The 15,011-nt window shown below is 35.4% G+C and carries 15 protein-coding genes and 1 other annotated feature; of the genes, 2 read left to right on the forward strand and 13 right to left on the reverse strand.

Going from position 1 to position 15,011, the window contains the following annotated elements; all coding sequences use genetic code 11:
• Positions 1-19: 19 nt before the first annotated feature.
• Genes H9L01_RS01385 through H9L01_RS01415 form a run of 7 tightly spaced genes read right to left on the reverse strand, consistent with a single transcriptional unit; the run spans position 20 to position 3,985 of the window.
• The gene (locus H9L01_RS01385) at positions 20-349 is read right to left on the reverse strand and encodes a hypothetical protein (protein ID WP_187534164.1); all 330 of its coding nucleotides are present in this window, start codon (positions 347-349) and stop codon (positions 20-22) included.
• Positions 346-492, reverse strand: coding sequence for a hypothetical protein (locus H9L01_RS01390; protein ID WP_187535043.1), 147 nt, complete (start codon positions 490-492; stop codon positions 346-348). Before H9L01_RS01390 ends, H9L01_RS01385 begins: the two co-directional genes overlap by 4 nt.
• Positions 476-1,207: a hypothetical protein gene (locus H9L01_RS01395; protein WP_187534165.1), complete on the reverse strand. Its 732-nt coding sequence runs from the start codon at positions 1,205-1,207 to the stop codon at positions 476-478. The genes H9L01_RS01390 and H9L01_RS01395 overlap by 17 nt, the downstream gene beginning before the upstream one ends.
• Positions 1,194-2,018: a hypothetical protein gene (locus H9L01_RS01400; RefSeq protein ID WP_187534166.1), complete on the reverse strand. Its 825-nt coding sequence runs from the start codon at positions 2,016-2,018 to the stop codon at positions 1,194-1,196. The genes H9L01_RS01395 and H9L01_RS01400 overlap by 14 nt, the downstream gene beginning before the upstream one ends.
• Positions 2,012-2,992, reverse strand: a complete 981-nt coding sequence (locus H9L01_RS01405) for a CpaF/VirB11 family protein (RefSeq protein ID WP_187534167.1) — start codon at positions 2,990-2,992, stop codon at positions 2,012-2,014. The genes H9L01_RS01400 and H9L01_RS01405 overlap by 7 nt, the downstream gene beginning before the upstream one ends.
• The gene (locus H9L01_RS01410; protein ID WP_187534168.1) at positions 2,982-3,656 is read right to left on the reverse strand and encodes an RcpC/CpaB family pilus assembly protein; all 675 of its coding nucleotides are present in this window, start codon (positions 3,654-3,656) and stop codon (positions 2,982-2,984) included. Before H9L01_RS01410 ends, H9L01_RS01405 begins: the two co-directional genes overlap by 11 nt.
• The gene (locus tag H9L01_RS01415) at positions 3,653-3,985 is read right to left on the reverse strand and encodes a hypothetical protein (protein ID WP_187534169.1); all 333 of its coding nucleotides are present in this window, start codon (positions 3,983-3,985) and stop codon (positions 3,653-3,655) included. The genes H9L01_RS01410 and H9L01_RS01415 overlap by 4 nt, the downstream gene beginning before the upstream one ends.
• Before the next feature lie 112 nt (positions 3,986-4,097).
• Here H9L01_RS01415 and H9L01_RS01420 point away from each other — a divergent pair, with 112 nt between their 5' ends.
• Positions 4,098-5,213, forward strand: coding sequence for an FAD:protein FMN transferase (locus tag H9L01_RS01420; RefSeq protein WP_187534170.1), 1,116 nt, complete (start codon positions 4,098-4,100; stop codon positions 5,211-5,213).
• Positions 5,214-5,218: 5 nt separating this feature from the next.
• Here the strand turns inward: H9L01_RS01420 and H9L01_RS01425 are convergent, their stop codons facing one another.
• The 5 genes from H9L01_RS01425 to leuS all read right to left on the reverse strand — a co-directional run bounded on the left by H9L01_RS01425 (position 5,219) and on the right by leuS (position 12,922).
• Positions 5,219-6,358: an LPXTG cell wall anchor domain-containing protein gene (locus tag H9L01_RS01425; protein WP_187535044.1), complete on the reverse strand. Its 1,140-nt coding sequence runs from the start codon at positions 6,356-6,358 to the stop codon at positions 5,219-5,221.
• A 105-nt stretch (positions 6,359-6,463) separates the two neighbouring features.
• Complete coding sequence (locus H9L01_RS01430) at positions 6,464-7,363, reverse strand: UbiA family prenyltransferase (RefSeq protein ID WP_187534171.1); 900 nt, start codon at positions 7,361-7,363, stop codon at positions 6,464-6,466.
• The gene (locus tag H9L01_RS01435; RefSeq protein ID WP_187534172.1) at positions 7,360-8,298 is read right to left on the reverse strand and encodes a polyprenyl synthetase family protein; all 939 of its coding nucleotides are present in this window, start codon (positions 8,296-8,298) and stop codon (positions 7,360-7,362) included. The genes H9L01_RS01430 and H9L01_RS01435 overlap by 4 nt, the downstream gene beginning before the upstream one ends.
• Before the next feature lie 12 nt (positions 8,299-8,310).
• The gene (locus tag H9L01_RS01440) at positions 8,311-10,335 is read right to left on the reverse strand and encodes an NAD(P)/FAD-dependent oxidoreductase (RefSeq protein WP_187534173.1); all 2,025 of its coding nucleotides are present in this window, start codon (positions 10,333-10,335) and stop codon (positions 8,311-8,313) included.
• A 181-nt stretch (positions 10,336-10,516) separates the two neighbouring features.
• Positions 10,517-12,922, reverse strand: coding sequence for a leucine--tRNA ligase (gene leuS / locus H9L01_RS01445; protein ID WP_187534174.1), 2,406 nt, complete (start codon positions 12,920-12,922; stop codon positions 10,517-10,519).
• A gap of 33 nt (positions 12,923-12,955) precedes the next feature.
• Positions 12,956-13,162, reverse strand: a binding site (T-box leader).
• Positions 13,163-13,273: 111 nt separating this feature from the next.
• Here leuS and H9L01_RS01450 point away from each other — a divergent pair.
• Positions 13,274-14,152: a GNAT family N-acetyltransferase gene (locus H9L01_RS01450; RefSeq protein WP_187534175.1), complete on the forward strand. Its 879-nt coding sequence runs from the start codon at positions 13,274-13,276 to the stop codon at positions 14,150-14,152.
• On the opposite strand, the gene H9L01_RS01455 is transcribed toward H9L01_RS01450, so the two are convergent.
• Positions 14,149-14,946, reverse strand: a complete 798-nt coding sequence (locus H9L01_RS01455) for a putative RNA methyltransferase (RefSeq protein ID WP_187534176.1) — start codon at positions 14,944-14,946, stop codon at positions 14,149-14,151. The genes H9L01_RS01450 and H9L01_RS01455 overlap by 4 nt on opposite strands.
• Positions 14,947-15,011: the final 65 nt, after the last annotated feature.

Here is a 15,011-nt window from a genome sequence, read left to right on the forward strand (position 1 = left end):
CTAAAAGAGAAGTGTCCATTCACTTCTCTTTTACATAAGATAACCCTGTTAATATTACATTTTTATTTAGTCCTAAAATTGGAATATCCAAACATGTGTATACATTAAGGATGTATTGTTTTTCTTCGACTGATAAGTCATAATCACATCCTTCACACTGAATCGTCCTAAGATAACTCTCAGCTGAATTACTATCTGATAAATTCGTATTATTAAGATACGCAATTCCCCGTTCTCGCATGAGATGCGCTTGGTTGCACTGATAAAACATCAACAACAGCTGCCATGTAACCAAAATCCCAAATAAAACAGCAAGCATCGTTAAATAGTACTCTATAGCCCCTTTCACTGTCTAACCTCTGTCATTGTATCCCATTGGGTTATCAAGGTGTCCTTTAATATTTCCTTAAATTCATTTGAGAAAAAAATCATTCCCGTCGCAATAACTGTCACAACCAAAACTAATCCATATTCTTCAAAAAAAGCTTTCATTATTGCCACCCCCTTCAATAACTGAAACAATCGTTAAAAACATTTGCACAACAAATAAAACAGTGACATTAAACATCGGCAATATGGCAATCCAACTTTTCACATCACGTTTATTTTTGAAGTATTGAACTCTTTCAATCTCAATCCAATCCACCGATCTTTCATACATTGTTTCAAGTTGTTCATTAATATTTGATAAGTTACCACGGTGAAGTCTTTGTAATGTGCGCATTGATTTTCTGATTTCAATCATTTCATATTCTGTTAGAAAATTATCAAAAGCAGTTGCATCCCAAGGATCATCAGTAATTTTTTTGATTAACACGTTCAAGTCATTTTTTATTAACTTTGGTGCATTTTCCGCACTTATTTTTAGAGCCACGACGACCGTGTTATCCATCAGTAACATTTGTAGTGTACGGAGCCAAATTGGAAATTCATACTTAAGCTCTACTTGGATTTTCAAAAATTGTCGTTGTAATTTTCTTAGAGTATGAATATAAAAAATTGGAACTAGAACTAATACCTTCAAACTCAGTAAACTTATTATTAAGATGCAGAAAATACCATAATATTGCGTATCAATTACTCTTGAGTCTGCTACCAATCTATCTATTAAATATATACTTTCAGTTTTCAATCTCGTTAGTATTACTCGACCAAACTTGACATGGATAACAAGAAGAACAGTAACGGTTACTTTACCAATCAACATTTTCCACCTCACAATCAAATGCATTTCGGTAGATACCGATGGATTTTTGATAGATTAATATATTAACAATGTAGAAACCTAGAATGAATATATTTGAAGTATTCGAATTAATAATGTCACCAATTTGATTAAGCATATTGAGGGAAAAATAACTGACAACGAGACCACATCCTATTAACATCATGATCTGCTTTTGAAATTTGTGAATTTCATACTGGTGCTTATAGATCGTGTCATACCAAACATCAATCTCATTTAGAATTCGATTTAACTTATCTTGATACATTTCATCACCAAATTTTTCGTTGAATTCGATTGTTTTTACTAGAGATTGATAAAGATAATGCGATGAAATTTTAAGATAGCTATTTCTTTCTAATTTTCCGCTTCTTAACTCATTAAAGAGATGGTTAATTTCTTCTTCAAAATAAACTTGTTGTGACAACAAGGATTCCATACATATATAGAGACTTGCATTGGATTCATACTCCGAACAAATCTGCACCAGTAGCGAAGCGTAGTTCTCAAAATACTCGTAATCTTTTGAATACGAGAGCAATACAGATAGAATTTGATATGTGCCTAAAATGATAAATAATAAGTAAACTACAATATCTTTCCAAATAAATTTTTGGCGAAAAATATGGATACCCTGGGAAAGGGCAATGATACTATAACTGATCAAAATTTTTTTCGAACTGAAATTAAGATTTTTATAGGAGTATCTTAAATTCCATCTTCTCAAGATGATTATTTGATACAATTCTGAGTGGTAAATTAATACAAAGCCAACTAATAATAAAACTACCATTTTACACCTCTTAATTGGGCTTTTTCTTTAATACCTTCTGGAATTGGCATCAACAATCGTTTGTTTCCTCTTTGATATATTTTCTTCACTTGTTTTTCATCATATACAACAATTTCACGTACTGAACGTGTAATTCCCTCAGTAGACATAAATAAATCAATATGAACACCGACATCCAACGAGTTTAGTATTTTATCATACAAAATTTCGTTTGCGATATCTGCACTGGGAATCATATTTAGCAGTCTATTGGGAATTTCATGAGCATTTCGAGCATGAATCGTACTCAGCAAATGTGTTCCCGTAGCAACGCAGTTTAAAAGGTCAAGTGCCTCCTCGCCTCTAACCTCACTCAATAAAATCCAATCAGGTCTTTGCCGCAAACTTGTTTTAATTGCATCTTGATAGTTAAATTTCGCATCAACTTTCATTGAGATGCAATCACGGCTCTTAAATATTTTACGATAGTGTAACTCATACGAATCTTCGATGGTAATCACTCTTTCTTGTTCTGAGATATAGCTTGACAAATATTTAATCAGCTCTGTTTTACCAGATCCCGGTAAACCACTTACCATGATGTTACACTGTGAAAGTACACAATATCTTAAAAACTTTATACCATTCTTAGACAGGTATTCACTTTCTATCATTTTGCTCTCAGTAAGTCTCAACCGTAATGACGTCTTACGAATAGATAAGGAAACTTGAGTGGTGATACATGGATGAATTGCGCTGATTCTCAGATTATCAAGGTCTGACTCAAGTACTGGCGTTTGAAGATTAAATTGTTTATTAACTTCGTTCGAAAGTCGATTGCATAGTTTTTCTACCTCCGATGCGTTCCAAAAATTTTCAATAGAATATCTCCCCTTTTCAAGATGGTCTAACCACAGATCTTTACCATTAAAGTTTATGTCTGTAATTTTTTCGTTATCAACATAGCGTTGCAACAATCCAAAATCAAATGCCATCAATCATACGTTTCCCTTCTTCATTTACTTCGGATTGTCCACTTTCGTACGCATTTGCGGATAATGTATAAACTAACTCTCCCATTTCATCACCTCGCAACAGTGTCTCATAGGATTCTTGAGTTACTGCAAGAACCATTACAACCGGTACGCTATCATTAGCCTCTTCACCTTTTCGATCCCTAACTGCTAGCACCCTTGCATGTCTTACTAATTCTTGGACGACAGGGTCCGTATTTTTGGAAGTAAGGCGTATATAAATATCCACGAATTGATCTTTACGAATTGTATTTCCGCCACTACTTTGAATATCCACAGATGCCGTAAACATTTTTTCATCATCAACGAGTTGGGTGATAATTCCATCTCTCATTTCAGTGATTTCTTCAACACTTTCTCTGTGAACAAACTGTTGCGGGTATAACGTATGTCCTAAGGCAACATATTTTCCAACAAGATTGGTCTCTTCTTCAATAAATGAACTGAGATAAAGATATCGAGGAATATTTACGGCAACGACATCCTCTTGCTTTATCTCTGTTCGTTGATCCTTGACTTTATTGAGTACGTAAACTGTTTTCCTACTATTAAGAAAGCGAATTCCCGACCACACTGACAACACCCAAAAACTAAGTGATGCAACGATTACAATTTTACGTTTCATATCTTATCCTCCACCATGGTTTCTCTTAAACTAATTAAGTGGCTACCTTGATAAAACGTAATTCTTAATTGAATTAAATTAGGGAATTGATGATATCCCTCTAAAAATGCATCCTCATAAGATACCTTTTGTTTCCTCAACATTCTTTCTATAAATTCTTGAGCATCAGCTTCATCTTTGAAGTGTTGTCTTACGGTAGCTTCTGTTGTCTGTCGCAAACCAAATCGTTGTTGTTTTTCAAAATAAACATTGACACTAAAATTAAATAAAGTTATTAAGATACTCAGATAGACAAGTAGCAATGCCGCAATAATATTAAAAGTCTTCATCTTTTCACCACCTGTTTAAACTATGAATTAAGTTATCGCTTTCCTACTATTTAATAAACTGTTTGGCAATGACCTTTTATGAATCTTTGTTAATTTATGGTATAATTTCATTATGAAAAAATTGATAACGATAATAGCCGTAGTCCTTTTATTAACAGGATGTACGAAGAAAAATGAACTTGAGAAATTCAGTGCAAAAAGTACTGAAGTTGGTTTTGACACTGTCTTAGAATTCATAGCCTTTGCACCCAATCAAAAAAAATTTGATGAATATTTTGATATGGTTAAGAAGGATTATATCCACTACAACGAACTGTTTGATAAGTACAATGATTACGAAGGCGTAAACAACATAAAAACAATCAACGACAAGGCTGGTATTGAAGCTGTGGAAGTTGATCCACTAATTATTGAAATGCTTGTTCAAGCGCGTGATTATACTGAAATATCAAAAGGATACTTTGATGTAACTTATGGAGCAGTTCTCGAAATATGGCACGACTATCGTGAAGAAGGCGAACTTCTAAATGCTGAAGGAAAGCCAGGCAACGTCCCATCACGAGAAATGCTTGAAGAAGCTAATCAATATACAGGTTGGGAATTTGTTGAAATTGATACAGTTAAGAATACAGTTTACTTAACTCATGAACGAACAAAACTTGACGTTGGAGCTATTGCAAAAGGATATGCAACTGAGCTTGCAGCACAAAACTTAGAAAAAGCTGGTGTAGAACATGCAATTGTAAGTGGTGGCGGGAATATCCGAACCATCAATGGAAAACCTGATGGTTCGGCTTGGGCAATTGGTATTGAAGAACCTTCTTTGGTTACAAAAGGAGAGAGTGTTGATATCCTTAACTTACAAGGAAGTATGTCGGTGGTTACTTCGGGTGATTACCAAAGATACTATCTTGGACCAAATGATCAAACGATCAGTCATTTAATCAATCCATTTACATTGGATTCACGCTCTGACTTTAGATCCGTTACGATTGTAACTCCTGATTCAACGATGGCAGATGCATTATCCACTGCTGCTTATATGATGAGTTACGAAGAAGCTCTCGAATTTGTTGATAATTTTAATACAAAGTATCCAGACAAAAAAATTGATATCTTCTGGATTGCAGATAATCGCGATGATTGGACCGAGTACAAAGAGTTTCAATTTAATATGACAGACAATCTAAAACAATTTAGTAAATCCTATAACGAAAAGAAAGACTGATTTTATCAGTCTTTTTTAGTTTCTTCTTTATTTTGTTTTGAAAGTAAATTTAAAGTTAACGCTACTAATCCTACTGATGCAATACCGATTCCGATTAACACTGTGTGATTGTTAACGCCAGTATTTGGTAATGTTTTGGTTTGAGACATTTCTTTAATCGTTGGTTTTACTGTCTCAACTGGTTTCACAGGATCGACTGGCTCAGCGGGATCAATTGGTTTCACGGGGTCAACGGGTTTCACAGGATCAACGGGTTGTTTATCATCTACAACATAAGTTAATGTTATATTTTGTAAATACTCATCTCTATCAAATGTTGCTGATATATGATTTTCTCCCTTAATCTTATATCCTTCAATTTCCGGTGCATCATACTCAAACTTTTTACCATGTAAATCTCTAACTAGTACTTGTTCTCTAATGATTTTTCCACTTTCATCTTTAAAGAGTACTCTAATTATTGGTTCTCTAAGATAGACATTTGTTATTCTTTCACCAGAATATATGGAATAGGGTCCCATTTGATCCACTGCATCCGGCTCACTTAAGAAACTTGGGCTTAATACATTGTAGTCTTTAACATAGTCCCAATTCAAATAGAATTTATCACCTTTATAGTCAAGCACATTTGGCCATGCTTGTTTATGAATCCCTTGTTTGACTTCTTCATACAATAATTCACGCTCTCCATTTTCCGATTCGTAAAGATATTTAATTGTAGCTTTTGAAGAAAGCGCGTAGTAGGTATGAACTTGCTTAATAGGCTTTTTGTTCTTTAAATCATTATAATTTAATGTTCTCTCAGAACCTAATTCAAAAGTTCCATCTGCATACTCAATCGAATATCCTGCATACCAATAGTCACCCTTTTTCATGATAATATGGTTAGGCTCTTCACCTTTCATTTCTTCGTTGGTGTATGCTTTCCACACTGGATTTGATGCATCAACATCAAAAGTACCTCGTTTTAAATCTTCAACATGGCAATAAGGTTCAATGAGACTAGCAGTTGTGCGAATCTCTACAAATTGTTCAGTAAATTGAATTGTTGTATTATCTCCTTGTTCGTCCGCTGATACCGATGTTGTGAACGGTGTTATTGCTATAAATATCCCCATCAATAGTACTAAAAATTTCTCTTTCATGATTTCACCTCTAGCAACACTATATCATTCCTACAGTTTTTAAACATAATTATGTGAAGTCTTTCACCAATTTTTCATGGTTGCTTAGAAACAAAGAAAAGAAGCTTATAAAAAGCTTCCTAAATATATGAACAGTGCATGCGGTACAAGTACCAACATAAAGTTTTTAATTATAAAGATATCTGACTCATCCTTAATCAGTTTTTCTGCATAAGACTTTACGTTCTTATATGCAGGTATGAATGTAATCAAACTCAATAATGCAGTCCAAGGTAGAACTTTTAAAATAACTGCAAGGACAATAGACCCATAAATTGAGAAAAAGAAACAGTACATCAACTTCACCGAATGATCTATACCTAAATAGAATGGTAATGTATAACGGTTCACCTTAACATCTACCTCAAGATCACATGTATTGTTTGCCAACATAATGCTTGAAGTAAGCAACGTTGGAACTAAAAATACGAGTAGAAATTTGAGAATATTAAGAATATTAAATTCAACATTCACCATACCTTGATGATATGCAAAGTAAACCAAAGTATGAGGATCATTTGCATGAATTAAAATAAACGGAATAACATAACCAAATAAAACTCCGGAAATAATTTCACCATAAGGTTGGCGAGAAATTGGAATAGGACCAAATGTGTAGAAAATTCCTACTGCAAATGAGAACATTCCTAAGAGTAATACAACAATATCAGTTAGATATACCAAGTATACTCCCAATACTGTACTTAATGTTAATAAACCTAAAGTGATCATGAGTGCAGTTTTCCGACTAAACCCCAGTGATTCACCATTTGTTTTCGTATCAATATAGTTATTGATTGAAGTTGTTGTAAGATCAAACACGAACATTCCTAAGAAGAAAATCAACGTTGGAAGGAACTGTATTTGATAGCCCGACACTTTCATATAGGCAATTGCCATAATAAAGGTAATTAAACTTGTTACCTTCGTTTTTATTTCTACATATTCTAATAAAGCTTTAATCATTTCTTAGCCGCCAAATCTAAAATAGATAAGAGTTCTTCTCTTTTTTCATTTTCAATGTCCAAACTCATAATATCTTTGTGTGCAATTTCGTAATAACGTTGTGCTTCTTGTTTAGTATAATGAACACCTTCAGCTTGCTTTACAATTTGATTGACTTCCTTACGACTTAAATCACCTTTTTCAGCAATTTCAATATAGTCTGGGTTTTGATCAAATGCATGAATTAACGGTAACGTTATCACACCTTGTTCGAAATCTGATTGAACAGGTTTTAGAGCAATTTTTATTGTTTCTTCAAAATCGATACAATCATCTAACATTTGGAAAATCATTCCTACATGATATCCAATGCGCTTATAAGTATCAAAGACTTCTTTATCTTCCTGAGACGTTACGGCCCCAGCGTAAAAAGATGCCTCAAATAGTTTTGCTGTCTTGCCTTCGATAATTTTTAAGTAGTCATCCATTTTTAAACGATAGTTTCCATTGTTTAAATGTTGACTCAATTCCCCAAGTGCAATTTCTTCCATGTAATTCGGAAGTTGATAGTTTATATAAGCTTCTCTGCTTTCTACTTGATTTGCTGTATTAATCGCAAGTGCTAATAAGTAGTCTCCACAGATTACAGCAGTCTTTCGACCATATTCTTTGTGCAGTGTTGGAACACCACGACGTACATCTGCATTATCCATAACATCATCATGAACTAACGTTGCAAGATGTAAAATTTCAATTGATGCGGCGAATTTAATCGCATCAGGATGAATACTACCGTCTGCACGTTGTGCTGCAGCCAAAACAGATGCTGCTCGAATATACTTTCCTTCTGACTTAAGAAGATGTTTCGTATAGGTTCTAATCACCAAAGGAGAGGTTGATAATGCTTTACCAACCTCGTCCTTGACATATTTTAAATTTAATTCAAACGTATTCATGGATTCCTACCATTAATCGTGGTACAAGTACCATTTCTTAATCCAAGGAAGGTTCTTCCACCATGTTTTAAGTTTTGGCATTACCCAGTAATCAAGACTTAATGTATTACCACCGAATAAGATTGCGATTCCTGCGAATAACATCCACATTGTATGGAGGTAAAGTCCTGTAGTCATCATGAACATTAATTGTAATCCAACAGAGATTGCTCCGAAGAATGTTGTGAATAGACCTGCAATTAATGCAAGACCAATAACGATTTCTAATACAACAACCATTGCTTGCATGAAGATTTGCATACCGTTACTTGATAAGATTACTGTATTTACAAACCAGTTCATCAATGGAACATTTAGTTTAAATGCAAAGTCAGTTAATTTCGCTGCTTCCAGTGTTGTTCCTGAAACTAAGATTGTTTGGAATAACCAGAAGTTCCAGTTCATTAATACTGTACCTGCTGCTGCTGCTCCACCTGTTGCTGCGCCTGTTGCCCCCGCTACCGCTTCTGCTGCGGCTCCAGTTGCTCCAGCTACTGCTTCTGCTGCTGCACCTGCTGCACCAGCTTGTGCTGCTGCTCCAGTTGTTACGCCAAGAAGTCCGTCATACCAAGCTTGTGCTCCACCAAAGAATTTTTCTAATTGAGGAGTTCCTGATAACCAACCTTCTTGAACTTTCTTAACACCTTCAAATAACCAAACCATACCCAACCAAACTCGGATAGGGAATAACATAAAGCTTGGTGTACGGTTTGAGAAGTTACCACCCACAAAGCTACGTTTGTTACGGATTGTAAAGATTTCATGTTTTAAGTAGCTGAATACTTTATTCCAGCCTAGAACTTGTACAAAGTAAACACAGTTCATCATATGTTTTGCAAACATTGCAAAGAATGACCATAAGTTAAATTCAACTTTACCAAGTTTAATATTTGCAGTTCCCCAACGACCACCGATACATACCATTGTACCGTGGAAGCTTGGTGTATATGCTTTAAGATTTCCTGTTCCGCGAATTGATTCCGCAATGTTGTGAGCAACAAGTCCACCACTTTGTTCAGCGTTTTCAACCATTTGTGGTACAGGACGTTCTTCACCTTCTAATACGAAGTATGTGTTATCACCAACAACATAAACGTCTTCACGACCTTTTGCACGTAAGTATTGATCTGTTTCAATACGTCCTGCTCGTTGTGATGCTTCAAGTTCACTACCTGATTTGGATGTGATATCAGCACTTTCGATACCTGCAGTCCAAATAACTGTATGAACACTGTTTTCTTCAATTTTTCCATCAATATCTAAAGTAATTGATGAATCTGTAACTTTAATAACTTTAGCGTTTAGTTTGATTTCAACACCCATTTTTTCTAAACGGTTTTGAACTTTATTCGCTAATTTCTCAGGTAAAGTCATAACTGTACGTGGCATTGCATCCACTTCTACAAGTGTAACTTCACTTGGTTCGATTGAGTATTTACTACATAATACAGGAACGTATTCTGCAAGTTCACCCATCATTTCAACACCTGTAAATCCAGCTCCTACAACATAGAATGTAAGCAAGAAACGACGTTTTTCTTCATCAGGTTCTTGTGCAGCTTGTACAAATGTATTTGTAATATGTTGATGTAGATTTACGGCATCATCATATGACCACAATGTATGTGTGTGTTCTTTTGCACCTTCAATACCAAAGTAAGTTGGTTTTGATCCTGCAGCAATGACAATATAATCATATTCATAGCTTTCGTGTGAACCCAATACAACCTTCTTATCAAAATCAATACTTTCAACGTTATCAAGTTTAACGTTAACATTACGACCTGCAAAAATTTTCGCTAAATCCATACGGATTGAGTACTCATCAACACGACCAGCAGCAACTTCATGAAGTTCTGTTAACATCGTGCTAAATGGATTACGATCAATAATCGTAATATCTACAGCGTCTTGTTCTTTTTTAAATTTCTTAGCAAGTTTCTTCGCGGCTAAAATCCCGGAATAACCAGCCCCAACAACGACTACTTTCTTTCCCATTTCATTCTCCTTTAATGTTGTAAACAACTATCTTGCATTCTATATTATATTATAACCACCCTAAGTTCTCAAACAATAAGAAAATGAGGATACCATTTCACACTTTTAAAATCCTCTGTGCGACCTGATATCCTCACTCTTACATTTTAATTGTGAAGTGAACCCCTTTCATTCACAAATATCAAACTGTAGGTTTCACTACTAAGTTCACAATTTTGTTTTTAATGACTATTTCTTTCACAACTGTCATTCCTTCAAGATTCTTTTGAACTTGAGGTTGTTCATAAACAAGTGCTTTCAATGCAGCTTCTTCAAGATTATTTGCGGCATTAAATTTAGCACGTACTTTACCATTAATTTGAACGACAATTTCAACCTCATCAAGGACTAGTTTTGATTCATCGTATTGTGGCCAGGCAACGTAGCTAATACCTTCTTTACCTGTTAACATCATGTAAAGTTCTTCGCCTAAGTGAGGTGCAAAACATGCTAACATCTTAACAAATCCAATCGCATATTCTCTGTAAACTGTTTCCACTTTATATGCTTCATTTACAAAAATCATCAATTGAGAAATAGCAGTATTCATGCCAAATCCCTCAATGTCATGAGTTACTTTTTTAACGGTTTGGTTATAGACAAAGTCAAGGCTTCCATCATTTGTATCTACAATCTTATTTTCATCTTCAAGTAAACGCCACACACGATCTAACCATTTTCGAATTCCGTCAAGACCCCGTGTACTCCAGCCAATCGCGCCATCCAATGGTCCCATAAACATTTCATAAACACGTAACGCATCTGCACCATGACTCATAACGATATCATCTGGATTCACAACATTACCACGTGATTTGCTCATTTTTTCATTATTTTCGCCAAGAATCATACCTTGGTGGAACAACTTTTTGAATGGTTCTTTTGTAGTTACAACACCCAAATCGTAAAGCACTTTATGCCAGAATCTTGCATAGAGTAAGTGAAGAACCGCATGTTCGGATCCACCGACGTAAAGGTCCACATTCATCCAATGTTCAAGTAATTCAGGATCTCCAATTGCTTCTTCATTGAATGGGTCGATATAACGTAAGTAGTACCAGCATGAACCAGCCCATTGTGGCATGGTATTCGTTTCGCGTACTCCTGTGCTACCATCTGCAAACGTGACATTCAACCAATCTCCTGCATTCGCAAGTGGAGAGCGTCCATCACCCGCAGGTTTATAGTTATCAATTGCAGGTAATTCTAATGGCAAGTCTTCAAGGTCAACCGTACGCATTGTGCCGTCTTCCATATGAACGATAGGAATTGGTTCTCCCCAATATCTTTGACGTGAGAATAACCAGTCGCGAAGTTTATAGGTCACCTTAGGAGCACCATAACCATTTTCTTGTAACCATGCATTCATTGTTTCGATAGCTTCTTCTTTTCCTTTTCCATCTAGGAAATCAGAGTTAATGTGAACGCCATCGCCTACGAATGCTTCTTCCGTAATGTCGCCACCTTCAAGTACAGGAACAATTTCTAAATCATATTTTTTCGCAAATTCGTAGTCACGTTCATCATGTGCAGGTACTGCCATGATGGCACCACTACCATATGCTGCGAGAACATAATCAGCAATAAAGATTGGAACACGTTTTTTGTTTACAGGATTAATAGCATAAGCCCCTGTGAAAACGCCTGTTTTTTCTTTATTTAGTTCTGTTCTTTCAAGATCTGATTTATGAGCCACCGCATCGACATACTTATCGACTGCTTCTTTATTTTCAGCAGTAGTAATTTTCGATACAAATGGATGTTCTGGTGCTAAGACACAGTATGTGTTTCCAAATAAAGTATCTGCACGCGTTGTAAATACTGTAAACTCAAGATCGTGATTATCCACTTTGAAGATAACATCTGATCCAACTGATTTTCCAATCCAGTTTATTTGCATTTCTTTTGTTGATTCTGGCCAGTCTACAAGCTCAAGATCTTCAAGTAAACGTTCAGCATATGCGGTAATTTTTAGTACCCATTGACGCATAGGAACTCGAATTACATCAAATCCTCCAACCTCAGATTTACCATTAATCACTTCTTCATTCGCGAGTACGGTTCCAAGCTCAGGACAGAAGTTTACGGGTTTTTCATCAATATATGCTAATCCCATGTCATAGAGTTGTGTAAAGATCCATTGTGTCCACTTGTAGAATTGCGGATCAGTTGTCGATATTTCACGCGACCAATCATACGATAATCCTAACGCCTTAATTTGATCAGTAAAGTGCGCAATATTTTGCTTTGTAAATCCATCAGGATGATTTCCTGTCTTTAATGCAAACTGCTCTGCGGGTAATCCAAACGCATCCCATCCCATCGGATGAAGAACATTAAACCCGTTCATTCGTTTGTATCTTGCAATGACATCAGTCGCTGTATAGCCACGTGGATGTCCAACATGAAGTCCGTTTCCTGAAGGATACGGGAACATATCTAAGATATAGTATTTAGGAATCGACATATTATGAACATCTGTCTTAAATGTTTCATTCTCATCCCAGTATTTTTGCCATTTTTTTTCTATTTTTAAATGATTATACATATGAGCCTCCTTGATAATAAAAAAAGTACCTGCATAAAGGACGAATGTCTCGCGGTACCACCTTAATTCCAACCAAATATTGGTTGACTCTCAAACCCGTAACGAGGGAAACGAAATTTCCTAATTAGTTCAGAAACTTAGCTCATGGATGAGTTCAATATGTTTCTTCTATCGACTTGCACCAACCGTCGATTCTCTTAGAGAAGATTAATATCTACTAGTTCCATTCATTGCTTTGATTTAATCATAATTGAAGGTTCGTTAATTGTCAATAAATTACCCTCTATAAAAAGGATATTAAGTGTGCTAATATCAACTTATAAATCGATATTCATGTCGTGTGAGGTTCAGATGAAAGATGTCATGATTAGAAATAAAAAATATCAGTATACTGAGGATATTAAAGATAATGATTCGTTACGATTTTCGTTCAACAAACTTTGTTACGAGACGTTTGGTTTTGACTTTGAATCATGGTATCAAGAAGGATATTGGAGTGATACGTTCATTCCTCATGTATTAATTGTTGATGAAGAAGTTGTCGCAAATATTTCAGTAAACATTCTAAAGTTTAAGATGTCATCCGGTATCAAAACCTATATACAAATCGGAACTGTAATGACAAAACAACGGTACCGTGGTAAAGGCTGCGGTGACTTTTTAATGCATACTATCCTTAATGATTGGAAGTTAAAGGCTGATGCCATTTACCTTTACGCTAATGGTTCCGTTCTCGACTTCTATTCAAATTATGATTTTAGACGTGCTTACGAACATCAATTTACCTATTATCCCAGTACCGTACCAACTCATGATTTTGAACCCTTAATCCTCAATCAAGAAACACATCCACTCCTTCTTGATTTATACCATCATGGAAATCCATTCGCATCCGCGTCCCTAATAGATAACCCCGGTTTCTTCATGTTCTACTGTTTAGGTTTCTTTGAAGATTGTCTTTATTACTCAAAGCAAGAAAATACACTCGTAATCTATGATGATTCTCAAAATCTTATCTACGATGTTTTTGGATCACCTTCCGTAAGTCTTACCACAATCCTCGATTGTTTTGCTTCCGAAGAACTCTTCCTCGGTTTTACACCTGAAGAAATGGATCCAATGGATTATGCACCACTCGTTGAAGAAGATACCTATCTTCTCGTATACTCAAAAAAAGAGAACCCATTTAAGGATTCTGTCATGATGTTACCATTACTCTCTCATGCTTAACGCTTTTTATAAAGACTGACTCCAAATTCGATTCGCGTCGAAAGTGTATCCAGTTTGCCAATCGCATCAAGACCGGATTTTGGCGTACGATGAAAATAGGGAGTCATTGAGAATAAATCCTGAATTTCTTGCTGGTTCTGTAATGTAATTTGCTCGTGAACAAACCGTGTTTCTACCAACTCGAAGCCTTCCATTGGTAATGCTTTATTATCATTTAGATACGGTTCTGAGTAAGCTACTTGTTTTAATTCAAAGAGATGATGTTCGAGAGGATATACCAAAATAAAGGATCCTCCTTTTTTTAATACACGCGTCGTATCTTCTAATGAATAGGGTGCAAATACAGAGATTGCAATATCCATACTTTCGTCCATGATTGGTAAATCATAGGTGCTTGCAACCACAAATGTGCATTCTTTATACTTTCTCGCAGCCAAATCAATCGCATCCTTTGAAATGTCCACACCGATTATCTGATGATTTTTACGAAACTTTTCAGTATAGTAACCTTCACCACATCCCATATCCACAATCATATTATTCATGTCAGTGGATTCAATAAAATCATTGATAACATTCACAAGTGGTAGGTAATAGTTTTGTTCAAGAAATCTTCTTCTTGAAACAACCATTACTTTTTCATCACCATGTTGTTTTGTTTTTGATTGTTGTGAATGCAACAAGTTCACATAATTACTTTTGGCACAATCAAACGCGTGTTTATTAACACAGTAATACGTACGATTGTCCTTTTTTAAAGCCGTATGACATACGGGACATCTTAATGATTCCATACTCTACCTCTGTTCTCTATTCATTGTACCATGATTTTTTTAAGAGTATTCATTGATATTTCATA

It is taken from the genome of Erysipelothrix inopinata, assembly GCF_014396165.1.
Taxonomy (GTDB): domain Bacteria; phylum Bacillota_I; class Bacilli_A; order Erysipelotrichales; family Erysipelotrichaceae; genus Erysipelothrix; species Erysipelothrix inopinata.